The sequence below is a fragment of the Marinomonas sp. 15G6-16 genome (assembly GCF_055809555.1).
Map to the genome: position 1 here is coordinate 2748482 of NZ_CM147916.1, position 25636 is coordinate 2774117.

General features: G+C 41.5%; 24 protein-coding genes and 1 riboswitch. Of the genes, 19 read left to right on the top strand and 5 right to left on the bottom strand.

The window, feature by feature from the left end; genetic code table 11:
• The first annotated feature begins 11 nt into the window (after nt 1–11).
• The 17 genes from sufC to AC0L46_RS13225 all read left to right on the top strand — a co-directional run bounded on the left by sufC (nt 12) and on the right by AC0L46_RS13225 (nt 16273).
• Nucleotides 12–797 carry a Fe-S cluster assembly ATPase SufC gene (gene sufC, locus AC0L46_RS13145; protein ID WP_414681125.1) on the top strand — a complete coding sequence of 262 codons (786 nt, stop codon included), beginning with the start codon at nt 12–14 and terminating at the stop codon, nt 795–797.
• A gap of 3 nt (nt 798–800) precedes the next feature.
• Nucleotides 801–2060 carry a Fe-S cluster assembly protein SufD gene (gene sufD, locus AC0L46_RS13150; RefSeq protein ID WP_473504183.1) on the top strand — a complete coding sequence of 420 codons (1260 nt, stop codon included), beginning with the start codon at nt 801–803 and terminating at the stop codon, nt 2058–2060.
• Between the two features lie 11 nt (nt 2061–2071).
• A complete protein-coding gene (locus tag AC0L46_RS13155; protein WP_473504185.1) occupies nt 2072–3289 on the top strand; it encodes an aminotransferase class V-fold PLP-dependent enzyme in 1218 nt (405 codons plus the stop codon).
• Nucleotides 3290–3298: 9 nt separating this feature from the next.
• A complete protein-coding gene (locus tag AC0L46_RS13160; protein ID WP_414681121.1) occupies nt 3299–3649 on the top strand; it encodes a HesB/IscA family protein in 351 nt (116 codons plus the stop codon).
• 6 nt (nt 3650–3655) lie between these two features.
• A complete protein-coding gene (gene sufT / locus AC0L46_RS13165; RefSeq protein WP_414681120.1) occupies nt 3656–4186 on the top strand; it encodes a putative Fe-S cluster assembly protein SufT in 531 nt (176 codons plus the stop codon).
• Nucleotides 4187–4304: 118 nt separating this feature from the next.
• The gene (locus AC0L46_RS13170) at nt 4305–4730 is read left to right on the top strand and encodes a SufE family protein (protein WP_473504188.1); all 426 of its coding nucleotides are present in this window, start codon (nt 4305–4307) and stop codon (nt 4728–4730) included.
• Nucleotides 4731–4794: 64 nt separating this feature from the next.
• A complete protein-coding gene (locus AC0L46_RS13175; protein WP_473504190.1) occupies nt 4795–5949 on the top strand; it encodes an IscS subfamily cysteine desulfurase in 1155 nt (384 codons plus the stop codon).
• A gap of 176 nt (nt 5950–6125) precedes the next feature.
• On the top strand, nt 6126–6533 hold the full coding sequence (gene ndk, locus AC0L46_RS13180; protein WP_414681117.1) for a nucleoside-diphosphate kinase: 408 nt from the start codon (nt 6126–6128) through the stop codon (nt 6531–6533).
• 145 nt (nt 6534–6678) lie between these two features.
• Nucleotides 6679–7794 (top strand): dual-specificity RNA methyltransferase RlmN, encoded by a 1116-nt coding sequence (rlmN, locus tag AC0L46_RS13185; RefSeq protein ID WP_473504192.1) that lies wholly within the window; start codon nt 6679–6681, stop codon nt 7792–7794.
• A 42-nt stretch (nt 7795–7836) separates the two neighbouring features.
• Entirely contained in the window at nt 7837–8562 is a 726-nt protein-coding gene (locus AC0L46_RS13190) for a tetratricopeptide repeat protein (RefSeq protein ID WP_414681115.1), read from the top strand.
• Nucleotide 8563: 1 nt separating this feature from the next.
• Nucleotides 8564–9682, top strand: a complete 1119-nt coding sequence (locus tag AC0L46_RS13195) for a RodZ domain-containing protein (protein ID WP_473504193.1) — start codon at nt 8564–8566, stop codon at nt 9680–9682.
• A gap of 8 nt (nt 9683–9690) precedes the next feature.
• The gene (ispG, locus tag AC0L46_RS13200) at nt 9691–10803 is read left to right on the top strand and encodes a flavodoxin-dependent (E)-4-hydroxy-3-methylbut-2-enyl-diphosphate synthase (protein WP_473504195.1); all 1113 of its coding nucleotides are present in this window, start codon (nt 9691–9693) and stop codon (nt 10801–10803) included.
• Between the two features lie 9 nt (nt 10804–10812).
• A complete protein-coding gene (gene hisS, locus AC0L46_RS13205) occupies nt 10813–12087 on the top strand; it encodes a histidine--tRNA ligase (RefSeq protein ID WP_473504197.1) in 1275 nt (424 codons plus the stop codon).
• A gap of 59 nt (nt 12088–12146) precedes the next feature.
• Nucleotides 12147–12788, top strand: coding sequence for a YfgM family protein (locus AC0L46_RS13210; protein WP_473504199.1), 642 nt, complete (start codon nt 12147–12149; stop codon nt 12786–12788).
• A 2-nt stretch (nt 12789–12790) separates the two neighbouring features.
• Nucleotides 12791–13924, top strand: a complete 1134-nt coding sequence (gene bamB / locus AC0L46_RS13215) for an outer membrane protein assembly factor BamB (protein WP_473504200.1) — start codon at nt 12791–12793, stop codon at nt 13922–13924.
• Between the two features lie 87 nt (nt 13925–14011).
• A complete protein-coding gene (gene der, locus AC0L46_RS13220; protein WP_414681109.1) occupies nt 14012–15349 on the top strand; it encodes a ribosome biogenesis GTPase Der in 1338 nt (445 codons plus the stop codon).
• A 267-nt stretch (nt 15350–15616) separates the two neighbouring features.
• Nucleotides 15617–16273, top strand: a complete 657-nt coding sequence (locus tag AC0L46_RS13225) for a hypothetical protein (protein ID WP_473504203.1) — start codon at nt 15617–15619, stop codon at nt 16271–16273.
• Nucleotides 16274–16307: 34 nt separating this feature from the next.
• On the opposite strand, the gene AC0L46_RS13230 is transcribed toward AC0L46_RS13225, so the two are convergent.
• Nucleotides 16308–18572, bottom strand: coding sequence for a YgiQ family radical SAM protein (locus AC0L46_RS13230; protein ID WP_473507150.1), 2265 nt, complete (start codon nt 18570–18572; stop codon nt 16308–16310).
• A 122-nt stretch (nt 18573–18694) separates the two neighbouring features.
• Nucleotides 18695–19333, bottom strand: a complete 639-nt coding sequence (locus AC0L46_RS13235) for a class I SAM-dependent methyltransferase (RefSeq protein WP_473504205.1) — start codon at nt 19331–19333, stop codon at nt 18695–18697.
• A 142-nt stretch (nt 19334–19475) separates the two neighbouring features.
• Between AC0L46_RS13235 and AC0L46_RS13240 the strand changes: the two genes are divergently transcribed.
• Nucleotides 19476–19631 (top strand): DUF2496 domain-containing protein, encoded by a 156-nt coding sequence (locus tag AC0L46_RS13240; protein ID WP_414681106.1) that lies wholly within the window; start codon nt 19476–19478, stop codon nt 19629–19631.
• Between the two features lie 57 nt (nt 19632–19688).
• Here AC0L46_RS13240 and AC0L46_RS13245 read toward each other — a convergent pair whose 3' ends face one another.
• Complete coding sequence (locus AC0L46_RS13245; protein ID WP_473504207.1) at nt 19689–21185, bottom strand: methyl-accepting chemotaxis protein; 1497 nt, start codon at nt 21183–21185, stop codon at nt 19689–19691.
• Nucleotides 21186–21544: 359 nt separating this feature from the next.
• On the opposite strand from AC0L46_RS13245, the gene AC0L46_RS13250 reads away from it, so the two are divergent.
• Nucleotides 21545–22786 (top strand): leucine-rich repeat domain-containing protein, encoded by a 1242-nt coding sequence (locus AC0L46_RS13250; protein WP_473504209.1) that lies wholly within the window; start codon nt 21545–21547, stop codon nt 22784–22786.
• A gap of 154 nt (nt 22787–22940) precedes the next feature.
• Here AC0L46_RS13250 and AC0L46_RS13255 read toward each other — a convergent pair whose 3' ends face one another.
• Nucleotides 22941–24434 (bottom strand): methyl-accepting chemotaxis protein, encoded by a 1494-nt coding sequence (locus tag AC0L46_RS13255; RefSeq protein ID WP_473504211.1) that lies wholly within the window; start codon nt 24432–24434, stop codon nt 22941–22943.
• 316 nt (nt 24435–24750) lie between these two features.
• Entirely contained in the window at nt 24751–25242 is a 492-nt protein-coding gene (locus AC0L46_RS13260; protein WP_473504213.1) for a 6,7-dimethyl-8-ribityllumazine synthase, read from the bottom strand.
• Nucleotides 25243–25359: 117 nt separating this feature from the next.
• Nucleotides 25360–25532, bottom strand: a riboswitch (FMN riboswitch).
• Nucleotides 25533–25636: the final 104 nt, after the last annotated feature.

Genomic DNA, 25636 nt, shown 5'->3' on the forward strand with positions numbered 1-25636 from the left:
AATTGTTGAAGATGTCGAATAGCAAAAGTTTACTGACGATAAAAGATTTACACGCCAGTGTAGAAGAAAAGCAGATTATTAAAGGTTTAAATCTAGACATTAAACCAGGCGAAGTGCATGCCATCATGGGGCCAAACGGTGCCGGTAAAAGTACGTTAGGTTATGTGTTGTCTGGACGTGATGGTTACAGCGTAGAAGGCGGTAGCGTTGAATTAAACGGCGAAGATCTACTTGAAATGGAAACAGAAGAGCGCGCTCGTGCTGGGTTGTTTCTTGCTTTTCAGTATCCAGTAGAAATTCCAGGCGTTAGTAACTTAGAATTTTTGAAAGCATCTGTAGATGCTCAACGCGAAGCGCGTGGCGAAGAAGCTATTACATCTGCTGACTTCTTGAAAGAAGCAAAAGCAGCCTGTAAGCAAGTTAACTTGCCAATTTCATTCCTTAAGCGTGGCGTGAATGAAGGCTTCTCTGGTGGTGAGAAAAAGCGTAACGAGCTTATGCAAATGTTACTGCTGAAACCGAAGCTTTGTATTCTTGATGAAACCGATTCTGGTTTGGATATTGATGCGCTACAAGTGGTCGCAGAAGGTGTAAATAGCCAGCGCTCTGCTGATCGTAGCTTCATTGTTGTTACCCATTACCAGCGTTTGCTTGACTACATTAAGCCAGATTTTGTTCATGTTTTGTCTGACGGCAAAATTGTGAAGAGCGGTGATGCTTCTCTTGCTCATGAATTAGAAGCGCAAGGTTATGCTTGGTTACAAAGCGGACCTGCTGAAGATGAACTTGAGGGGTAATGCATGAGTGAATGGTTAGAAAGCGCCATTACTCGAGCGCAAGATATTAATGATTGGCTCGCGCCTAAACGAGCGAATGCCGTTGAATTATTATCGAATACAAAATGGCCAACCCGTAAAACGGAAGCTTGGCGTTATACGCCGCTGCGTCCTGTTGAGCGTTCAACGGCGCAAGCTGTAGCGGGTTCTAGTGAACTGTCTCCTGTTGAAGTGGCTGGCTTGTCGGCAATTGAACTGGTCTTTGTGAATGGCAAGTTTGATGTTTCTCAATTAGCAGAAACATTACCAGAAGGCTTGTTCATCACTCTTGGTCAAAATCTTGATGATGCTCAAAAGACTCAAGCACTAGATGCATTTTCAAGCATTAAGCCTGAGCGTCATATGTTTGGTTTAGTCAATGATGCGCTTGCTCAAGACGTGGTTGTCGTTTCGGTTGCTGAAGGCGCTGAAATTACTCAACCTATCCGAATCAGTTCTTTATTAAGCCAAGGTGCAGAATCACATACTCGTGTTCAAGTTAGTTTGGCTGAAGGGGCTCGCTTAACGGTTATTGAAGATGTGCAAGCTGCTGGTGAAACGCTAAACACAGCTTTTGTTGAATATGACATTGCTAAAAAAGCACACCTTGAACATTATCGCTTTGCTTTGCAAACGGGTTCAAATGTTGCGATTGGCGGTAGTCACTTTAATCTACTGGATCATGCAACCATGCACAGTACGATCGTTGCTTTTGGCAGTGATTTGTCTCGTCTTGATACAGATATTATTCATGCTGGCGAATTTGCAGATGCCAAGTTGAATGCCATGTATTTGTTGGATGGTAAAGAGCTTTTCGATCTTCATGCAACGGTTGAGCATGCTATGCCAAATGGTACAACGGAAGAAAACGTTCGTTGTATCGCTGCAGATTCTGCTCGTGCTGTTTTTAATGGTCGTATTCACATTCATCGTGATGCTCAAAAAACATTGGCAGAGTTAAATAACCGCAATTTGTTAATGTCGAACACAGCGGAAATTAACACTAAACCTGAGCTTGAAATTTACGCCGATGATGTGCGTTGTGCTCATGGAGCAACGGTAGCTCAAATTGATAAGCAAGCTTTGTATTACTTGCAAACTCGCGGTGTGAGTCGCTCAAAAGCACAAGTGATGCTCAACTTTGGTTTCATTAATGAGTTGATTGATTTAATGCCAAATGCAGCGTTAGCGGAATGGGTTCGTCCTATTATCCGTGAACGTTTTTCGCAGATGGAAGTGAAGTAAGCGAGAGTTGAATGAGTTTTGATGTAGCAGCTATCCGTGATCAATTTCCTATTCTTAAGCGTGAAATTGATGGTAAGCCTTTGGTTTATTTAGACAACGCAGCCACGACACAAAAACCACAATGCGTTATTGATGCTTTGGTTGAGTACTATACAACGTGTAATTCTAACGTTCACCGTGGTGCGCATCGTCTTGCGGATGAAGCCACTCGTCGATTTGAAGCGGCTCGTGACATTGTTAAAGACTTTATTAATGCGCCAAAACGCGAAGAAGTGATTTGGACAAGCGGTACAACAGAAAGCATTAATATTGTTGCTAACGGTCTTGGCTCATTGTTGTCACCTGGTGATGAAGTGATTGCAACAGGCATGGATCATCATGCGAACTTGGTAACATGGCAACAAGCGTGTAAAGCTTCTGGCGCAACCTTAAAAACAGTTCCTGTAACAGATGAAGGTGAACTCGACCAAGGCGCCTATGATGCGATGTTGAGTGATAAAACCAAATTTGTGGCTTTTCCTCATGTATCCAATGCATTAGGCACGATTAACCCAATTAAAGAAATGACCGCCAAAGCAAAACAGTTTGGTGCTTGGGTGTTGGTTGATGGCGCACAAGGTGCGGCTCATGGTTGGGCTGATGTACAAGATATTGGTTGTGATTTTTATGTCTTCTCAGCGCATAAACTTTATGGGCCGATGGGTATTGGTGTCCTTTGGGGACGAGAATCCGTTCTTGAAAATTGGCCTGTATGGCGTACCGGTGGCGAGATGATTTCCACGGTAACCTTGGAAGAAGCAACTTGGAACGTATTGCCGTATCGCTTTGAAGCGGGAACGCCCAATGTGGGCGATGCTATCGCGACAGGTGAAGCGATTCGTTGGTTTAGTGCATTAGATCAAGAGGCCGTAGCGGCTCACGAGAAAGCTCTGCTAGACCGTGCGACTGAATTAGCAGAAGCATTTGAAGGTTTGACCATTGTTGGTACTGCAAAGAATAAAATTGGCGTTTTGAGTTTTGTGATGGATCAAGGCCATCCAGCGGATATTGGCTTTTTATTGGATCGCCAAGGCATTGCCATCCGTACCGGAGATCATTGTGCACAGCCTTTAATGGCGCGTTTTAATGTGCCTGGCACTGCGCGTGCGTCTTTCTCAATTTACAATACATTAGAAGAAGTCGATGCTTTGTTTGTTGCGCTGAAAAAAGTGCGCACAATGTTGGCTTAGGAGGTTTCAATGACAGCAACAACGTTTGATCCTGCCTCTAGCGTGTCTTTAACCGCTTCTGCGCAGAAATATTTTGCCTCTAAACTGGTTAAGCAGCCGGGTAAATTGATTCGTTTAAGTACTAAAGAAAGTGGTTGTACTGGCTTTTCTTATGTTTTGGACATAGTGAGTGAACCCTTTGGTGAAGATACGGTTTTGTCTTTTGATGGCGTCACACTGGCTGTCGATTCAAAATCTGTTGGTATGCTAAATGGCACAGAGATTGACTTGGTGCGCGAAGGCGTTAACGAAGTTGTGAAGTTTAACAATCCTAACGTTGTGGCTGAATGCGGCTGTGGCGAAAGCTTTAGTGTGAGTTAATCTTTCATGCAGAAAATGGTCGTAACACAGCGTGCTTGTCCTGCGCGTCGAGTGCCAAGCGGTGAACCGGTTAGTATTCCAGAAGGTCAGTTTATTACTATTAACCAAAGCCTTGGCGGTAATTACACAGTAACCTGGCAAGGTAATATGCTGCGTATTGATGGCACTGATGCAGAAGCAATTGGTCAGCAGCCAGAGGTTTTAGAGTTTGCAGACTTGGGCACCAGTGATATCAATGAAGAGCAAGTTTGGCAGGCAATAGACACGGTTTTTGATCCGGAAATTCCGATTAGTTTAGTGTCTCTTGGTTTGGTTTATAAAGTTGAATTGGACCAGGCAAGCAAAACCGTTTTGATTGATATGACGTTAACTGCGCCAGGTTGCGGTATGGGACCAGTGTTAGTTGGCGACGTAAAATACCGAGTTGCGAAAGTGCCGAATGTTCAAGACGTCAAAGTTGAGTTGGTATTTGATCCGCCTTGGTCACGAGAAATGATGAGCGAAGAAGCGCAGTTAGAAGCAGGGCTTTTCTTCTAATGCTTCTTGGCCAAGCCTTATGTAGATAAGTGAAGTCGAATATAATACGAAACGGCCTTAGTAATAAACTAAGTGCCGTTTTTCTATTTTTGTGGTGTTAATCCAAAAGAGGGGAGTCATGTCCTTACCTAGTACAGAAGATATCGTAGATGACCTATTGTTTTTTGATGATTGGGAAGATAAGTACAAGTACATAATTGATCTAGGTAAATCTTTGCCTGCCTTTGATGGAGACTGGCGTACATCTGAGCGTTTAGTGAAAGGTTGTCAGAGCAGTGTTTGGATTCAACCTGGTACAGAGCAAGATGCAGCTAAAGGCGAAGTTTTGGTTTTCTCTGTGGACAGTGATGCCATTATTGTTCGTGGTTTATTGGGTCTTGTATTGGCGGCTTTGAACCATAAAACACCAGCAGAGATTATAGAGTTTGATATCTCAAGTTATTTTGCAGAATTGGATCTTGAACGTCATTTGAGTCCAACCCGAGGCAACGGGCTGCGTTCTATTGTTAGCCGAATTAAAAGTATTGCACAGGCGGCGGTGTAGTTAGTCCGCGCTTTGTATTTTGTTAGATGTTTTTGTTACTTGATAGAGTTTTGGAGCGTTTTAAATGAAGACCCCGGTTTACCTAGACAATTCTGCCACAACACCGGTGGATCCAAGAGTCGCTGAAAAAATGATGGCTTGCTTAACGCAAGATGGTAATTTTGGTAATCCAGCGTCCCGCTCTCATCTTTTTGGTTGGCGTGCGGAAGAAGCGGTAGAAGAAGCTAGGTTGCAAGTGGCGAATCTTATTAATGCTGACTCTCGTGAAATCGTTTGGACATCAGGTGCGACTGAGGCAAACAATCTGGCGCTAAAAGGCATTGCTTATGCTTATCGTCAAAAAGGCCGTCATATCATTACTTCTATGATTGAGCATAAAGCCGTACTTGATCCTTGCAAGCAATTGGAAAAAGAAGGTTTTGAAGTGACTTATCTTCAGCCAGATGAACATGGTGTCATTTCTCCGGCTCAAGTGGCTGAGGCTCTGCGAGAAGATACAATTCTTGTGTCTTTGATGCACGGTAATAACGAATTGGGTGTTTTGACGGACATTGCTGCCATTGGTGAAATGACATCTTCTCGTCGTATTTTTTTACATGTTGATGCTGCACAAACAACAGGTAAGGTTGCGATTGATGTTAATGCCATGAAAGTCGATTTAATGTCTCTTACTGCACACAAAACTTATGGGCCAAAAGGCATTGGTGCTTTGTATGTTCGACGTTCGCCAAAAATCAAATTAGAAGCACAGATTCATGGTGGTGGGCACGAGCGTGGTATGCGTTCAGGTACATTGGCGACACACCAAATTGTTGGCATGGGAGAGGCGTATCGCATCGCAGCGGAAGATATGCAAGAAGATTGCGTCCGTATTAAAGCATTGCGTGAGCGTTTATGGTCTTCTTTAAATGAGTTGCCTGGTGTTCACTTAAATGGCGATTCAGAAAATCGCGTTGCTGGTGTGATTAATGTTGGCTTCGCTGATGTAGATGGTGAAGTGCTTTTGATGTCATTAAGTGATGTGGCGGTTTCTTCTGGTTCTGCTTGTACATCGGCGAGCTTAGAGCCGTCTTATGTATTGCGTGCGATCGGCTTAAATGATGAATTGGCTCATAGCTCTTTACGTCTTTCTGTTGGGCGTTTTACTTCAGAAGAAGAGATAGATTTTGCCGCTGAGACAATTAAAACTGCTGTCACCAAGTTGAGATCTCTAAGGTAAAAAGGATAAAAGAAGTTTTTATGTTGTAAGACGTAAATAATCTTGTTTTGAGCATACAATTTTCATCAATTGGTGCGTATAATCCACGCGCTAAACTTTTATGTCCTGGGCCATGGCTTTTTATGGTTATCGCTATGCTAGTCATCGCCCTTTAAAATCTAATTTGGAGTTATATCATGGCGTTAGAACGCACTCTATCAATCATCAAGCCTGATGCTGTTGCAAAAAACGTAATCGGTGAAATCTACACTCGTTTTGAGCGTGCTGGTTTTAAAATCGTTGAAGCAAAAATGATTCAATTGGATGACGAATTGGCTGGCGGTTTTTACGCTGAGCACAAAGAGCGTCCATTCTACAAAGATTTAGTTGCTTTCATGACGTCTGGTCCTGTTGTTGTTTCTGTTCTTGAAGGTGAAGGCGCTGTTCTTCGCCACCGTGAACTAATGGGTGCTACTAACCCTAAAGAAGCGGCCGCTGGTACTTTGCGTGCAGATTACGCAGCATCTATCGATGCCAATGCTGTTCACGGTTCTGATTCTCTTGAATCTGCAGCTCGTGAAATTGCTTACTTCTTCGGTAAGTAATTGATCGGTAGGGTTTATCGCCCATCCGAAATAGAGAAGGCGGACGTTAGTCCGCCTTTTTGCAGAGGCTTCTGAAAAGACATTCTCTTTTCAGAGGCTTTTTTCGTTTAAACTTAATGCTAAAACATAGCAAGCGATCCTGATTATGACTGACACAAAAAAAGTAAACCTATTGGGTTTATCTCCAGATAAATTGATTGAATTCTTTGAGTCGATCGGTGAAAAGAAATTCAGAGCGACTCAAGTGCTCAAATGGATTCACCAAAAAGGCGCAGAGAGCTTTGATGAGATGACGGATGTCAGCAAGGCGTTGCGTGCCAAATTAGAGACAATTTGTGAGATTCGTGGCCCTGAAGTGGTTTCTCAAAATATCTCCAAAGATGGAACTCGTAAATGGATTATTCGTACGGATGGCGGAAAGAACGACTGTGTTGAAACGGTTTTGATTCCAGATGGCGACCGTGCGACTTTGTGTGTGTCTTCTCAGGTTGGTTGTTCACTAGATTGCAGCTTTTGTTCGACAGGGAAGCAGGGTTTTAACCGTAACCTAACTCCTGCTGAAATTATTGGTCAAGTTTGGATTGCTATTAAGTCCTTTGGTCCTATGGATCCTAATGGCCCTCGCCGAGTGACGAATGTCGTTATGATGGGGATGGGTGAACCTTTGATGAACTTCGAGCCAGTTGTTGATTCAATGATCTTGATGATGCATGACCACGCTTATGGATTGTCTAAGCGCCGAGTGACGTTAAGTACCTCTGGTGTTGTTCCTAAAATCTATGAATTAGTGAAACGCACAGATGTGTCTTTGGCTATTTCTCTGCATGCTCCAACCGATGAGTTACGTAACGTATTGGTGCCAATCAATAAGAAATACCCAATCGTTGAATTACTTGAATCTTGTCAACATTATTTGGCTAACTTGCCAGATAAGCGACACATTACTATTGAATATACAATGATGTCTGGCGTGAATGACAATGAAGAGCAAGCTCACCAATTGGCCGAATTACTCAAAGATCTAGAGTGTAAAATTAACCTTATACCGTTCAATCCATTCCCGCATTCTGGTTATGAAAAGCCGTCGAATAATCGTGTTCGTCGCTTCCAGAAAATATTGGCTGATGCTGGTTACACTGTCACGGTTCGGACGACACGTGGTGATGATATTGATGCCGCTTGTGGTCAATTGGTTGGCGATTTTCATGACAAAACACGTCGTAGCCAAAAATACATTGAGTTACGAGAGATAAATAGCTAATTTATAAAGCTAAATTATTGAATACATGACAAGGATGTCAGTATGCGTATATTTCGATTGCCTTTTTTATTGTGCTGTTTCTTTAGTGCTTCCTGTGCCTACCAACCTGTTTTATCTGATTCTCCTCCTGTATCTGTAGAAAAAAGACTGTCACTTGCTCAAGCGCATTTGCTATTAGGGCAAGTTGGAATGGCCAAAAACCAATTAGATCAGATTGATGAGCTTGATCAAGGTCGGGATTATTGGCGGTTGGTTAGTTTGTATTGGTTAAGTTCTGGTGAGTATGAAGTGGCTTTTTCTACACATCAAAATGCTTTGGAAAAATACCCAAACGATAGTTTTATTTTGAATAATTATGGTGTGTTGTTGGGGCAGCAGAGAAACTGGACAGAAGCATGTAAGGTGTTTTTGAAAGCCAGTGAAAATGCTTTCATAGCGCGCCAATCTGTGCAAATTAACCTTTCTCGATGTGCATTACGTCAAAATCACGTAAATTTGGCTGAGACCTACTTAAAACAAGCAAAAGAAATTGAGGATTTGCCACTTATTGGTTTGATGACAGAGCTCAATCTTGTTTTAATACAGGGTAATATTATCGAAGCTCGAACAATCCTTAACAATATCCAATCTGGTGATGGAATTACCAGCGGATCGGTTCATTTTGATGAGTACAACTGTCTGTCGTGGCAATTAAGTGCACACGAGTCTGACCCTACAAAGTACCCATCGACGAGTATTTATACATGCCTGCATGGCTCAAGGTATTAAAATGACAACTGATGTTCCTGAAAGTAAAAAAAATTTAGAAGCGACAAATAATCCAGAGAATACCAATAGCATTGAAACAACAAATAATATGGATGTCATAGGTGCAAATGACAACATTACAACAGATGAGAAAACGGATACTTTGAACGATATAACTGCAACAGACACAACAGAAAACAACCTTACTATTGGTCAAACCTTAAAAGCAAAAAGAACAGAGTTAGGGCTTACTGAACAAGATATAGCGACAAGTTTAAAAATCTCCCTTGATCAAGTAAAAGCACTTGAAACTGATAATTTTGACCACTTCCTTTCCGTTGCTTTTGCTCGCGGCTTCCTAAAAAGCTATTGTCGAGTTGTTGGCCTTAATCAAATGGAAATTCTAGGCATTTTTGATAGTAATCGAGACAGTAAAGAGTCAACTATCAAACCTGTCGATAAGGTAAACAAGCAAACCCATTTGGGTGACCCTATCGTTATCTTCATTTCGGTTGTTATCGTCGCGGTTTTGATGTTCCTCGTTTTCTGGTGGCCGTCAGAGACTACACAATCGGTTATTACAGATGAAAACCCTGTGAATGAAACTGCTGAAATAGCGCAAGCAGAAGAGCCTGTTCTTACTCCTGATCCTTCTTTGTCTAGTGTACAAAATGAAGATGAGGTGGCAGAGGCTGATGATGCTAACCCTGTACTTAGTACGCCTGTGGAAGAAGCTGCTGTCGTAACAAATGAACCTGAGAGTAATGTGGTTACCGGTTTGTCTCCTGAAACGGTTGCTATTCTTAAAGAAGCAGGTGTTAGCCCAGATGAAGTGGTTAAGGCGACTCAAGTTGTTCCTGCTCCAGAGCCTATAGAAGAGAAACCATCAACACCAACTTATACTCATGATATTGATATTGCATTTGCGGAAGATTGCTGGACAGAAATACGTGACGCAAGTGGTAGAATTTTGTTCTCTGGTGTGAAAACAGCAGGTCAAACTTTGAAATTATCAGGCAATGCTCCGTATCGTGTCGTGCTAGGCTATGCAAGAGGCGTTTCATCTTTGAAGTATAAAGGTGAGGAGTTCGCATTTTCTTCTTTTATTCGTCAAGATTTGGCTCGTTTTGAGCTCAAGTAGAGATTCTTATGCATTTTGAGTCACCTATAAAACGTCGTCATTCCCGTCAGATTATGGTCGGGAATGTGCCGGTTGGCGGTGGTGCGCCAATCAGTGTTCAAAGTATGACAAACACGGAAACCTGTGATGTGGATGCAACTGTGGCACAAATACGTGCCATTGCAGACGCAGGGGCAGACATAGTTCGTGTTTCGGTTCCATCAATGGATGCCGCGGAAGCTTTTAAGAAAATACGTGAATCGGTTTCCATTCCTTTGGTTGCAGATATCCATTTCGATTATAAAATTGCTCTGAAAGTAGCAGAGTACGGAGTGGATTGCTTACGTATTAACCCAGGTAACATTGGTAATAAAGATCGAGTGCGCTCTGTTGTTGATTGCGCTCGTGATAAGAATATTCCTATTCGGATTGGCGTAAATGCTGGCTCTTTGGAAAAAGACTTGCAGAAGAAGTACGGCGAACCGACTCCTGATGCATTGGTTGAATCGGCTTTTCGTCAAATTCAGTATTTTGATGAATTGGATTTTCATGAATACAAATTAAGTCTAAAAGCCTCTGATATTTTCATGACGGTTGAAGCGTACCGTAAAATCGCTAGCCAAATAGATAACCCATTGCATTTGGGGATCACGGAAGCGGGTGGTTTACGCTCAGGAACAGTGAAATCTTCTATTGGACTTGGCTTGTTGCTAATGGATGGTATCGGTGACACGTTAAGGGTTTCACTTGCTGCTGATCCGGTTCAAGAAATAAAAGTTGGGTGGGATATGTTACGTAGCTTGAAGTTGCGTAATCGCGGTATTAACTTTATTGCTTGCCCAAGCTGCTCTCGCCAAAACTTTGATGTGATTAAAACCATGAATCAATTAGAAGAGCGTCTGGAGGATGTTGTGATCCCGATGGACGTTGCTGTTATTGGTTGTGTCGTTAATGGCCCTGGCGAAGCAAAAGAGGCTGATATCGGTCTGGCTGGTGGCTCTCCCAATAATCTCATTTATCAAGATGGTAAGCCGAATAGCAAAACCAAAAATGAAACCTTGGTTGATGATTTAGAAAAAATGATTCGTGATAAGGCGGCCCTAAAAGAGCGGGAACTAGCCAACATCATTGTAAAAAATTAAGGATCCATAGTGGCTCGAAAAATTCAAGCGATTAGAGGAATGAACGACATTCTTCCTGATCAATCTTCTGTCTGGCTATATTTAGAAAAAACGGTAGCCGACGTTGTTAAATCTTATGGTTATCAACAAATTCGCTTCCCTATTGTTGAAAGTACCGATTTATTCAAACGTGGTGTGGGTGAGACAACCGACATTGTAGAAAAAGAGATGTATACCTTCGAAGATCGTAATGGCGAGTCTTTAACCTTACGACCAGAAGGTACGGCCAGCTGTGTACGTGCAGCTGATCAAGCTGGATTATTATTTAATCAAGTGCAGCGTTTATGGTATACGGGGCCAATGTTCCGTTATGAGCGCCCACAAAAAGGTCGTTACCGCCAATTTCATCAGATCGGTGTGGAAGCTTTTGGTATAAGCTCTGCTGATATCGATGCAGAGCTGATTATCTTGTCTGCTCGTTTATGGCAGAAATTAGGGCTTCTTGAGCATGTTGAATTGCAGTTGAACACCATTGGCTTGGCTTCTGAACGTGAAGCTTTTAAGGCTGCATTGGTTGAATATTTAACTGAGTTCAAAGATCAATTAGATGAAGATAGCCAACGTCGTTTGACCACCAATCCATTGCGAATTTTGGACTCTAAAGATGAGTCAACGCAATCCGTTTTACAAGGTGCACCAAACCTTGAAGACTTTATTGGTGACGAATCTCAAGCACATTTTGAACGCCTACAAGCGATTCTAAAAGCCAATGATATTCCTTATGTTATTAATCACCGACTTGTTCGTGGTTTGGACTATTACGGTAAGACAGTATTTGAATGGGTGACAACTCACCTTGGTGCGCAAGCGACTGTGTGTGCTGGTGGTCGTTATGATGGTCTTGTTGAACAGTTGGGCGGTAAGGCGACACCAGGTGTTGGTTTTGCGATGGGAATTGAGCGATTGATTCTATTGCTCGAAACGCTGGACTTGGTTCCGGCTGCAGCAAAATTCTCAACAGATGCCTTTATTGTCAGTATGGGAGAAGCTGCTGAACTAGTTTCTTTTGTATTGGCTGAGAAACTACGCGAAACGGATTCAGGTTATGTTGTTTTACGCCATTGTGGTGGTGGAAACTTTAAGAATCAGATGAAAAAAGCGGATCGATCAGAAGCTCGATTGACCTTAATTATTGGGCAAGATGAAGTAGACCAAGGTGTTTGCCAAGTTAAAGATATGTTAACTGGTGAGCAAGAAACTTGTGCGTTTGATGATGTGGTTTCATACATCAGCAACAAATTATAATTTGATTTAACAGAGTGTCGCTTTGTTGAATCGGCGACACCTTGAATGAGGAAGTAGATGTGTCTGAATTAAAGACTGAAGAAGAACAAATTGAAGCCTTTAAAGCATGGTGGAAGAAAAACGGCGTTATGCTGATTGCCGCTGTTGCTGTTATTGCAGGTGGTTATTTTGGTTTTCAGGCTTGGAAAAATAACCAAGCGAATTACACAAGCGAAGCATCGGCTCTATATCAGAATTTGGTGCAAGCAGCCGCTGATTTAAGTGATGAAGACAATAAGCAAACAGTTACTTTTATTGCGAAACAGCTTACTGAAGATTACGGCGACACTGGCTATGCTACATTTAGTCATTTGTTTTTGGCACGAGTGGCTGCTGAAAATGGTCAATATGATGAAGCGATTGCTGCATTAGATAATGCAATTGCTAGCACAGATGATGCTTCTTTTATCGCGATTGCAAATCTCCGCGCAGCTCGTCTACTGCTTCAGAAAGAAGATTACACAAGTGCTATGGCGAGAGCAGATAAAGTATCGGAAGAAGAGTTTGTTGCTCAACAGCAAGAACTTGTTGGGGATATTTACTTGGCTCAAGATAAGCGTGATGATGCTCGAATCGCTTATGAAAAAGCAAGTGAAGCATTGGCTGCAGGTGTAAATCATCCTTTGCTTGATATTAAACTTCAGGACTTGGTGAAAGGCTAAATATGAATAAGTCTCTTTTGTTTGTCCTTCTATCTGCTGTTTTAGTGATTCAAGGTTGCTCTAATGCGCGCCCAGCATTAGAAAAGCTTCCTAAAATGGAAAATAAAGTTGGTTTCAAAAAAGCTTGGCGAACTGGTGTTGACGGTAACTTCGGTGAGTCTAGCGAGCGCTTTAATCTTATTGCTGAAGATGGTTCATTGTACTTCGCAACGGATGAAGGAAGCCTTTATGAGTTAGGGCAAGCAAAAGGAAACAAAATACGCGTTATTCCTACAGAGTACACACCAAGTGCTGGTGTTACACGTAATGGCGATGTTTTGTATTTTGGTACTTACGATGCTCAATTGGTCGCTGTTTCTCTAGAAAGCCGCTCTGTATTATGGGAAAAGAAACTAAGCTCTGAAGTGTTGTCGGAAGTAGCCTATGCCGCTGGAAAACTTGCAGTACAAACGTCGGATGGCTGGTTAAGCGTTTTAGACGCTGGGACAGGTGATATACTCTGGCGCGCTAAAGAAGATTTGCCGTCTTTAACTGTGCGTGGTACAAGTGCTCCCATTATTGAGGAAGGTAAAGTAATAGCTGGCTTTGCTGATGGTAAGCTAAACGCCTATTCTTTACAGAGTGGCGCCTTGATTTGGTCTTATGAAGTTGGCAAACCTGAAGGCCGTTATGAAATTGAGCGATTGAGCGACTTAGATGGACGTTTGGTTGTAAAAGATGGAGTTGTCTATGCTATTGCTTATAATGGCACCTTGGCGGCTTTATCTATTGATACTGGTCGTCCTTTATGGCAAAGAAGCATTGCGAGCTCTGTAGGTCTTGCTTTGAAAGATGAGTTGCTTGCCGTAGTCGATATGAAAAGTAATGTTTTTCTTTTAAATGCCAAAAATGGTTCAGAAATTTGGGAAAACACAACACTTCTCGACCGAGACTTAATTTCTCCAGAATTTTATCGTGACTATGTTGCTGTAATGGATCGAGCTGGTTATGTGCACTTGCTTGATTTAGTAACTGGTGACGTTGTTGCATATAAGTTAGCAGATGATGATGTTCCACCAGGTAGTCGTATGGTGGCAGATGGTAAACTGTTATTTATTCTTACGCCGGACTCTAATGTGACGGCACTGAGCTATTGAGATTGTCTTAATCTTTTTTAGCGACTTTTTAAGAGGCTACCATTCCAAAAGGGATGGTGGCCGCTTTGTATTTTTATAGGTAAAAAAATGATTCCAGTAATTGCATTGGTAGGTAGACCCAATGTTGGCAAATCTACGCTTTTTAATCAATTAACTCGATCTCGTGATGCTTTGGTAGCTGATTACCCAGGACTTACGAGAGACCGTAAATACGGTGACGGGAAGATTGGAGAGCACGAGTTTATTGTTATTGATACTGGTGGTATCAGTGGTGATGAGCAAGGTATTGATGAAAAAATGGCGCGTCAGTCATTGTTAGCCATTGAAGAAGCCGATGCCGTTTTGTTCTTAGTTGATGGTCGACACGGTTTGAATCCTGCAGATGAAATGATTGCAAATCATCTACGTCGATCTAATAAACCTGTTTCTCTGGTTGTGAATAAAACTGACGGTATTAATGAAGATATTGCCTTGGCCGATTTTTATTCATTAGGTCTTGGTGAATTGCACCCAATTGCAGCCTCTCATGGTAAGGGGGTTCATATCCTAATTGATAAGGTTATGTTGCCATTTGCTGAAAAGGTTGCAGAAGCAAAAAATCAGATTAACCTAGAATCTCGTGGCATTCGCATCGGGGTGGTTGGACGACCAAATGTAGGTAAATCTACTTTGGTGAATCGCATGCTAGGCGAAGACCGTGTTGTTGTGTATGACATGCCTGGAACAACTCGTGATAGCGTTTACATTCCTTATGTACGTCATGATCAAGAGTACACTTTAATTGATACGGCGGGTGTACGTCGTCGTAAGCATGTGAAAGAAGCGGTTGAGAAATTCTCGATTGTTAAAACGCTTCAAGCTATTCAAGATGCCAATGTTGTAATTGTGGTTATTGATTCCCATGAAGACTTGGTTGAACAAGATTTGCATATGATCGGCTATGTATTGGATGCTGGTCGAGGCGTGATTCTGGCGATTAATAAGTGGGATGGCTTACAAAAAGATGAGCGTGAGCACATTAAGAGCGAAGTTGAGCGCCGTTTAGGTTTTGTGCCTTATGCAAAAGTACATTACATCTCAGCTTTGCACGGAACGGGTGTTGGTGACTTGTATGACACAATTCAAAGTACTTACGAGTCTTGCTATTCTAAGTGGTCGACCAACCGTTTAACGCGCATATTGGAAGACTCGGTTTCTGAGCATCAGCCACCAATGGTAAATGGTCGTCGAATCAAACTAAGATACGCACACCAAGGTGGATCTAACCCGCCACGTATTGTTGTTCATGGTAACCAAACGAATTCATTGCCTGGTAGTTATAAACGTTATCTCGAAAATAAATTTAGAACCGTACTGAATATCACAGGTACGCCTATTATTTTTGAGTTTAAGTCTTCTGAAAACCCATTTGCTCCGAAGAAATAATATTTCTTTTTGCAATTAGGTTCATGATACTAAGTCCCTGAGCACTTTCTACAATAGAAAGTTCTTGGGGATTTTTTTATTCTGAATATCATCACTTTTATATCTTAAATAAGGTGAAGGAATAGTGGTATTGCAATGTTTGACACTTTGACAAGATGTAGGATTGTTTCAGGATAAAGACAGTAACAATCATGTTATTACACTTTATAGCGTCGTATTTTTTGAGTCCTTTCAATAGAATCTCGACTTCATCAGTTGAGGTTTTTTATGTTTATTTTCCGTAGTCTTTTTTATCTTTTTGCTATTGCTGGTATTGCTCAGCTTGTTTCTTTAGAGGGCTATCGTGCATTGGCTCTTGCTCAATACAGTGAGCATTCATTGACAGAATACATGCAAGACGTGATGGCGCTTCTGAGCTGTATCTTGTTTTTTTATGCGTCACGCTTAGACGATAAACTTCACATTGTTTCTGTGCTCCTTGCGGCTTTGTTGGGCATGATGTTTGTCCGTGAATCAGATGCTTTATTAGATCAATATGTCTTTGATGGTGCTTGGCAGGTGATTGTTGTATTGATTCTTGCCTGTGTGGCTGTTTTTTTGCGAGGCAAGCTTTCTAAGGCTTATGCTTCATTAACTGAATATTCGTTACAGGCAAGCGCGGGGATTTTCCTAGCAGGCTTTGTTACTTTATTAGCTTTTTCAAGACTAATGGGGCGCTCATCTTTTTGGCAATCCGTAATGGGGGATTCCTATATACGAGTTGTTAAAAATATAGTGGAAGAGGGGATTGAGACCTTTGGGTATAGTTTGGTTTTGATATCAGCTGTTGAGCTAGTGCTGATTTGTTTGAAGCGCAGAAAATATTCACTTGCCGTTACGCCTCGTTTCTTTTCTTCAGAGCAAAAAAATACTTCATGCTGCTAAAGCATGAAGTATTTTAATTTCATTAAGTACTTATTTAACGTGATTTGGTTTTTGGCTTACGGCGTTTAGCTGTATTGCCATTTGTTGGTGTCCCTGATGCTCTACCTGTCGCCGTATTGTTATTTCTTTTTGCTCGTGCTTTTTCGTTAGCCGCATTTTTCGCCATTGTTGGGCGATTAGATGTATGAGAAGCACCTGTTGTTTGTCCCGGTTTAGCGTTTTTAGGACGACGAGGTGTTTGAATGTCTTTATCCGCTGATGGTACCAACTTATTAGCACCATTACCGATTAAGTCTGCACGTCCCATTTGAATGAGAGTATTACGCAAATCCTTCCAGTTGTTTGCGTCGTGATAACGTAAGAAGCCTTTTTGCACTGTGCGCTGTTTTGCATCCTTTGGCGTATAAACATCTTCACTCTTATAAGTTACCGGCTTAAGCGGGTTTTTACCGGAATGATACATAGCGGTCGCAAGAGACATTGGAGAAGGGTAGAAGGTTTGTACCTGATCAGGCTTAAAGTCGTTAGTTTTTAACCAAAGAGCAAGGTTCATCATGTCTTCATCTGAGCTGCCTGGATGCGCTGCTATGAAGTAAGGAATCAAATGCTGCTTTTTGCCAGCTTCTTTAGAATACTTATCAAACATACGTTTAAAACGATCGTATGTTCCCATTCCTGGCTTCATCATTTTTGACAACGTGCCTTGCTCTGAGTGCTCAGGTGCGATTTTCAGCAAGCCGCCAACGTGGTGGGTTACAAGCTCACGAACGTATTCTGGGTCTTCAACTGCAAGGTCGTAACGCAAGCCAGATGCGATTGAAACAGTATGAATGCCTTCTACTGCACGAGTTTTGCGATACAGCTGAGTTGTTGGGCTGTGATCCGTATTTAGATTTGAGCAAATAGTTGGGTAGACACAGGATAGCTTACGGCATGAGGCTTGAACCTTGTCATCGTTACAATTCAATGTGTACATGTTAGATGTTGGTCCACCAAGGTCAGAAATATGACCTGTGAACCCTGGTACTTTTGCTTTGATGTCTTCGATTTCACTCAAGATAGACTCGTGTGAGCGAGATTGAATAACCCGGCCTTCGTGTTCTGTGATTGAGCAAAAAGTACAGCCACCAAAACAACCACGCATGATATTGATCGATGTCTTGATCATGTCATAAGCGGGAATACGTGCTTTTTTGTATTTCGGGTGAGGCACTCGAGCATAAGGCAAATCGAACACACCATCCATTTCTGGTGTTTCCAGCGGAATTGGTGGTGGATTGACCCAGATTTCTTTTTTGCCATGTTTTTGAATCAAGGCGCGGGCGTTATGTGGGTTTGATTCAAGGTGCAAAATACGTGAAGTATGGGCGTATAAAACTGGGTCTTTTGAGACTTTTTCAAAAGACGGAAGACGGATGTAAGTTTTATCTGGATCGAGCTTTTCCCCGCGTCGTAAAGGCGCAGGAATGACTCGAATCGGCATAACATCCGAGTCTTCATGATCATCTTTAGTTTGGCACTTCCCTTCAGGAATGTACTCATAAGGGCTGTAAATTTTATCTATTTTGCCTGGCCAATCGACTCGTGTTGAGTCGATTTCGGTATAACCACCAGGTGGCGTGTCTCTGACAATAGTGGTGCCACGAATATTAGTTAATTCGTTTAGGGTTTTGCCCATGGCCATTTCGTGGGTGACTTCCATGATGGCACGCTCAGCGTTGCCATAAAGCAGGATGTCAGCGGTTGAATCAATCAACACTGAGCGTCGAACTTCATCACTCCAGTAATCATATTGAGCAATACGGCGTAAGCTGGCTTCAATCCCACCAACCATAACTGGCACATCTTGAAAGGCTTCTTTACAGCGTTGAGAATAAACAATCACTGCTCGATCAGGTCGCTTTCCGCCAACACCGTAAGGTGTGTAAGCATCGTCGTTACGAACTTTTAAATCTGCAGTGTAGCGATTGATAAGCGAGTCCATGTTGCCAGCTGTCACACCAAAATATAAATTCGGGCGGCCGAGGCGCATAAAGTCATCAGTATTTCGCCAATCCGGTTGGTCAATAATACCGACGCGATAACCTTGAGCTTCCAATAAACGACCTAGTACAGCCATACCAAAACTAGGGTGATCTACGTACGCATCGCCTGTCACTATGATGACGTCACAACTGTCCCAACCAAGAGCATCCATCTCTTCACGTGTTGTAGGAAGAAAAGGGGAGACACCATAGCACTCTGCCCAATAAAGGGGATAAGAGAAGAGTTGTTTGGCTGTTTTATGTCGTTTAATCATCATTCGCTCTTGGTATTGGCATAAGTTTCAGCAAAAGGCGCTGTAATTATGAGAATACATGGTTTATCGGTAAAAAATCGTGCTGCATTATCCCAGAAAAGTATCTTGGTAGACAGTCTAATCTAGGGTTTGATACGCCAGACACTTTCTTCAAATAATGCGTGACCACGTTCTTTATATCTGGGTATGGTTTGTACTAAATTCTCAGAAGCCAGCTTCTGAATATTCTTTCCCCACAAGGAAATGACGGACGCTTCTTCAACGGAAAAAGGCGGAGTTTGATTATCACCATCATGATGTAGAGAGATTAAAAGTACATTGGCGGATGCGGCTAAACGCTCAAGTGTATGAGTGACATAATCTGCTCGCTTGGAATCAGACATTGCTACCATAGCCGCTCTATCGTAGCAGGCATCAAAACCTGTCTCGGTAAACTGAAAGTAATCCCCTTCGATAATGCGAAGTGGTAAGCCTTGAACAGTATGGATTTTTAGTTCGCCATCTTGATGAGTGTCGTACGTTAGGTCGTTATCTCCTAAAAACTGGATAACGGCCAAAGGTGATAGCTCAACTCCTGTTACTTGATAGCCTTGTTCAGCTAGCCAAATCATATCATTTGATTTACCGCATAATGGCACAAGTACTCGGCTGTCTTTGGGTAATGTAGGCCAAAACTCGATCAACTTAGGGTCAACGCCTTCTTGATGAAAGCCGATCCTTCCCGTTTGCCATCTATCTAACCAAAAATCATTTGTAATCACAGTGACCTCATATAAGAAAATAGGTGATGGAGCAAAGGGCCTTTTGATAAGACTCATCCCAGTATAGACTTAGACAATACTTTTAAGTCATTTGTTGACTATTTTTACACATCAATTACTTCATTTTAAGTGTGGTTTTATTATGTCTTTAGACGATGCGCCAGCCCATGTTCAATTAGCTGTGGATCTTATTGAATTGCTTGAAATAAATAACGTAGACAGTGCGGTTGCTGTTAAAGCATTGGAATTAGTTTTGGCTGATTGCAAGGCAAAGTTAGAGACGGAAGTACAAAAATAAATGCACAGAAGAATCGACCATATCAAATACAATATGGTCGATTGGTTTTATCTTCGATTAAATTTTAAAGGTAGAAGCTTTCACTTCGTATTCTTTGGTTACTTTATGGATATCTTCACTGCTGTGAGCAAGGCTAACCATATTTTCAGCAAGTAACTGAATGTCTTGAGCATTTTCGTTAATTGTTTCACTTATAGCGGTCATTACATGATCTTGTTCAAGGGTTTCTTTCGCTACCTCTTGGCTTATTTGTGCTATTTCACTTACGTTAGTTGCTCTTCTTGTTAGGCCTTCTGAGATCTCAAGCGTGTGCTTAACACTGATGACTGTTCTTTCTTTGCTAGATTCCATTGAGCTGACGGTCTTATTAACGCTTGTGTTTAGGTTGGTGAGTACTTTTTCGATTTCATCTGTCGATTCACTTGAGCGCTGCGCCAATGTTCTGACTTCATCTGCAACAACAGCGAACCCTCGTCCGGTTTCACCTGCGCGTGCTGCTTCAATGGCTGCGTTTAAAGCAAGTAGGTTAGTTTGTTCAGAGATGCTTCTTATCGATTGCAGCAGCTGTGTAATAGCTTCAACATCTTTGGTTAATGCTTGCAGTGAATTTGAGCTAGCTGTTGTATCTTCTTCCAGTAGCTTCATGTCTTCCATTATCGTCATCGCATGCTGGCTGTCTTTGATTGTATCTTGTTCAAGAATACGAACAATGTCTGATGAATGAGTACTGCTTTGTGCCACTGTTTTCATAGACTGAGAAACTTGATCAGAGGCTGTGGCCACTTCTTGCGAACGATGTTTGCTGGACTCTACACTCATGCTGGCATTTTTGCTGATGTCATGAATTTTATTGCTAGAGCTAACTAGAATCTTAGCAATTTCTTGGTAGTCAGCGAATAAGCTAGAGAGTTTATCTAGTAACGTATTTAATGAAATTTCAGCAGGAGATTTCGCGCCTTTTATACGAACGGATAAGTCATTATTGCTTGATATTTCTTCAACGGCAGACGCAATTTTGATGTTTGCGGAAGACTCTTTAGACATTAGATAAGCCATGTAAATCAAAACCGCAGCCTCTACAATTGCAAAAGCGCAATGTACTATCATAATCGCCATGTCATGATGACCAGAGAAAACCATAATAGGCATATCACCTATTTGCACTCCGGCCATTTGTACATACATAAAGCCAATGTGATAAGCCGCAGTTGTTAACAGCGCAGCAACAATAGGCTGCCATTTTTGGTAAATCAGAAAGAATGCCATTGTCGCGAAGATGTGAAAATGCATTTCAACTAGGCCAAGTTGGCTTTGGATCATTGCCGATGAAACAAGCATCATTAAAATGCCTGCCACAATAGAAAACCCTAGTTGGCCTTTCAGTAAGCTGTAAGCAACCTGAGTTACAACCACTAAAATGACGGAAGCGATTAGAGTGAAAGAAAATAATTGTTCGCCAATTAATCCACTCAATAGCAGCACTGGCACTTGTGCTAGCAGGGCTCCATATATAAATAAATCATTTTTTAAGGTGCGCTGTCTTGATGATGTCATTTAGTTATCCGTAGTTTTCTGTGTTAGTTAAGAGATAATCTCTCTGCGATAATTCTGCCGGAACAAAAAATTAGGCATTCGCTGTATTTAGAGTGTAGTTCCAATCTGCGAGGATTATATTTATGTTACGAAAAATAACTAGCGGATGTATCAAGTGGTTTTTTGTAAAATGGATATTTTATAAGGCATATTTGTATCTTTATGTAATAGATTGTGGGTTGTGTAAAATGGATCTTTGTTTTGTGCAAACAAAAAGATAATGAAGTGAGAATGTATATCAATTCACTCGATACAGTTTTTTATTATACTGCTGCTTATCACTTAAAATTTAAAATAAAACGATTTAATAGGATGGTCTTTTGCAAACTCTTGCTCAGTTAAATAATGGTGATTTGAAAGGTATTGTTCGGCTTCAAATCAGTGAAAATTTAACCTCTTTTCCTAATGCTATTTTTGACCTTGCGGATAGCTTAGAAGTGTTGGATTTATCCAATAATTGTCTGAGTCAGCTGCCGGATGATCTTTATAGACTAAAAAAGCTGCGTATTATATTTTGCTCAAATAATCGTTTTACAGAATTGCCGAGTGTGTTAGGTGAATGTGAAAGCCTAGAAATGATAGGCTTTAAAACCAATCAAATTTCACATCTGTCATCGGCATCCTTGCCAGATCAAACTCGCTGGTTGATTTTGACGGATAATCAGATCGAAGCATTGCCAGAGGATTGTGGTCGTTTAACTCGTTTGCAAAAATTAGCATTAGCTGGAAATCGTCTAACCTCGCTTCCTACATCTCTCGTTAACTGCCAGAAATTGGAGTTAATTCGACTTTCAGCGAATCAGCTTAAAGCTTTTCCTGATCAGCTTTTAAGTCTTCCACGCTTGGCTTGGTTGGCCTTTTCTGGAAACCCTTTTTGTAGTCAGCGAGATGCTCATGAAGAGTTTAAAACAGTTCAGTTCTGCGACCTCAACTTACATCAAGTATTGGGGCAAGGCGCTTCAGGAGTAATCTCTATAGCGACTTGGGAGCGTAATGAGTTTGCTTTTCCTGATAAGGTTGCGGTCAAAGTTTTTAAAGGAGAAGTGACAAGCGATGGTTATCCAGAAGATGAGTTGGATGCTTGCCTAGCTGTTGGCAATCATCACAATTTAGTAAAACCATTAGCAAAAGTGTCAGACGAGGGGCGAGCTTCTTTAGTAATGGAACTCATTCCCGAAGATTATTTTAATTTAGGCATGCCGCCTAGTTTGGTCTCTTGTACACGAGATACATTTGCTGACGATCTCTCTTTTTCAATTGAAAAGATTGCTCATATCATTGAACAAGTTGATGATTTAGTACTGCATTTTAATAAATGCAAGGTCAGTCATGGCGACTTGTATGCTCACAATATATTAATCAATGAAAAGGGACACGTATTATTCGGTGACTTTGGCGCTGCTTCTAAATATGGCAATTTGTCGCTAGATCAGCAAAAAGGGATTGAGGTAATAGAGCAGCGAGCGTTTGGCTTTTTTATTGATGATATGCTGAGTTTGTGTGTCGAAAGTGATAAAACGAGTGCTAAATATAAAGAGTTGAGTTTGCGTCGTTTGAATTAATAAGATTAAACGGAAAAGAGCTATATTGAGTTCTGAAGTGAAACACCAAAAAAATTAAGCCTGCGGTATCGTTTTTTAACGACGGCCGCAGGCTTAATAACACTTTAAATGTTTTTGCTGTTAAACAGTTTTTTCTATTTTTTTAGTTAACCCGTTAGACTTTAAAAAGCGTGGCTTTGTCTTGGTATTCTGCTGTGACTTGGAAAATCTCTTCACTGCTTTTCGTTAGACGCTCCATTAAATCAACCAATTGAAGAATTGCTTGGGCGTTTTGGTGAACCTTGTTATTAATGGATTGAATAACCTGTTCTTGCTCCAACGTACTGTGCGCAATGTCTTGGCTGGATTGAGCAATTTGGCTGACATCCTGAGCTCTTTTATTAAGTCCTTCTGAAATACTTAACGTATGCTCCATATTTACGTGGGTTTTTTCTTGTCCAGAGGTCATGGAGCTAACGGTTTTGCTCACGCTGTTATTAAGGTTTTCAAGGACTTTTTCGATCTCATCCGTAGAATCACTAGAGCGCTGAGCAAGTGCTCGTACTTCATCTGCTACAACGGCAAAGCCTCGTCCGGTTTCTCCCGCTCTTGCAGCTTCAATGGCGGCGTTCAGAGCCAATAGGTTAGTTTGCTCTGAGATGCTTCTAATGGACTCAAGGAGTTGAGTAATGGAGTCAACATCAGAGTTCAATGCCTGTAAGGATTCAGCAATAGAAGCCGTGTCTTTAGCCAGCAATTCCATATCATTTACAATTGTGAGTGCTTGTTCGCTGTCTTTCAGCGTGTCCTTTTCTAAGTAACTAACAATTTCAGCGGAATCAGAGCTCTTTTGAGAAATATGTTGCATAGATTGGGCAACCGCCTCAGAAGCAGTAACTGTGTCGTCCGAGCGTTGCTTACTGGTATCGACACTTGAGTTAACTTCAGTTGTGATTTGGCTGATGTGCTTACTTGACTGAACTAAAGACAAAGCGATGCGTTGGTAATCTGAAAACAGATTAGATAGCTTTTCTAATAAGTTGTTAAGTGCGATCTCTCCATCCGAAGTCGGTTTATCGATTCTTAAAGAAAGATCATTCTTTTTGGAAATCTGCTCAATTGTATTGGCAATTTTGACGTTGGCAGCGGATTGCTTTGTCATAAGATGTGCCATGTACATAAGTAAGCTTGCTTCTGCGATAGCGAAAATACAGTGGACGATCATTAAGCCTAAACTGTGGTGACCTGAAAACACCATAATCGGCATGTCTCCAATATGAACCTCTGCCATTTGTACAAACATGAAACCAATGTGGTAGAGAGCCGTTGTGACTAATGCAGCAAGAATAGGTTGCCACTTCTGATAAATGAGCAGCATGACCATAGAGTTAAAGATATGAAAGTGCATCTCAATTAAGCCTAATTGGCTTTGAATGAGGAAGGATGACACCAACATAATGATGACACCGGCCGCAATGGAGAAGCCGATAGTGCCTTTAAATAAGCTATAAAAAAGTTGAGTTGCAACCACGATAATGGCGGCAGCCACAAGCGTAAAAGAGAAAAGCTTTTCTCCTAGCATCCCGCTGATAAGCAAAATTGGAGCCTGGCTCATCAATAGTCGATATATAAAGAGGTCGTTCTTCAAGGTTTTTTGTGTTGCGTTCATGGACAAGTTGCCTTTCTGTCTATTTGGTCAGATCAATCATGCATGATTGTAATAAAATGTATACTTGTATTTTATGACAACCTTTCTATGCAGCTGCTTTCGTACTTTATTTTATAGAAGTGTGTTTTAAACTTTTGATTAAAACAATAAGTATTACAATAATTTTTTTAATCAAGTGAGTCTATGACACTCAGATGTTCTGTCGGTAATATCGCTTAGAGTATTTAATGGAAGGGCGCATAAGAAGAGAATAAGAAAATAAAAAAGCCCTGAGCATAGGCTATGCACAGAGCTTTAATTTAGGGCTAAGTTGGCTTTAGCCTAAGGCTTTTGCACTTTCTGTTAAGCGAATCGCTTGATCGCATGCATTAGCAAGCTCGGCCCCTTTTTTCACAAAATGACGACTAAAGTAATCTTTATGCTCATCATGTTCATGGAAATTATGAGGCGTCAGTACAGCGGTTAAAACCGGTACTTCAGTTTCTAACTGCACTTGCATAAGAGCATTACAAACTGTTTGCGCGACAAAATCATGTCGATATATTCCGCCATCGACAACCAATGCGCTGCCAGCAATGGCGGCATATTGACCGCTTTTTGCTAATAGCTTTGCTTGTAGAGGAATTTCATAAGCACCGGGTACAGGAATGACATCAATAAGTGATGCATCGTATCCGCGAGAAATTAACTCATCTTTGAAACTGTTAACGCAATTCAATACGATCTCTTCATGCCAAGCGGCGTGAAGTATCGCAATACGTTTTGTTGCTGGTGTGAAATCAATGTGATTCGTTGAGCTCTGATTCATTTTAAAATCCTATAAATATAAGGTGAATCAGGGCGAACGGGCAGGCAAAAACACCATGTAAATGGCATACCTTAATACAGTGACGTAAGAATACGACTCTGCTAGAGGTTTTGTCTGACACGCTCTCTATCATCCGGACTATAACCGTCGGCTCTGGAGTCTCACCAGATCTGCTGACCCTAAAAGCACTTCTATATAAAAATGCTAAAAGGCGCTCGCGGGCTTAGATGCTACGTTTACGTATTATCTTTACCGCCGGTGGGGAGTTTCACCCCGCCCCGAGAACGAAATCGGAATTTTTCCGATGGGCTGAATATACTTTTATTTGTTGTCTTGTGTCAAAGCAAGATAAGGAGTAAATGTGATGAAATTTAGGAAGCGTTTGAGATAGGCT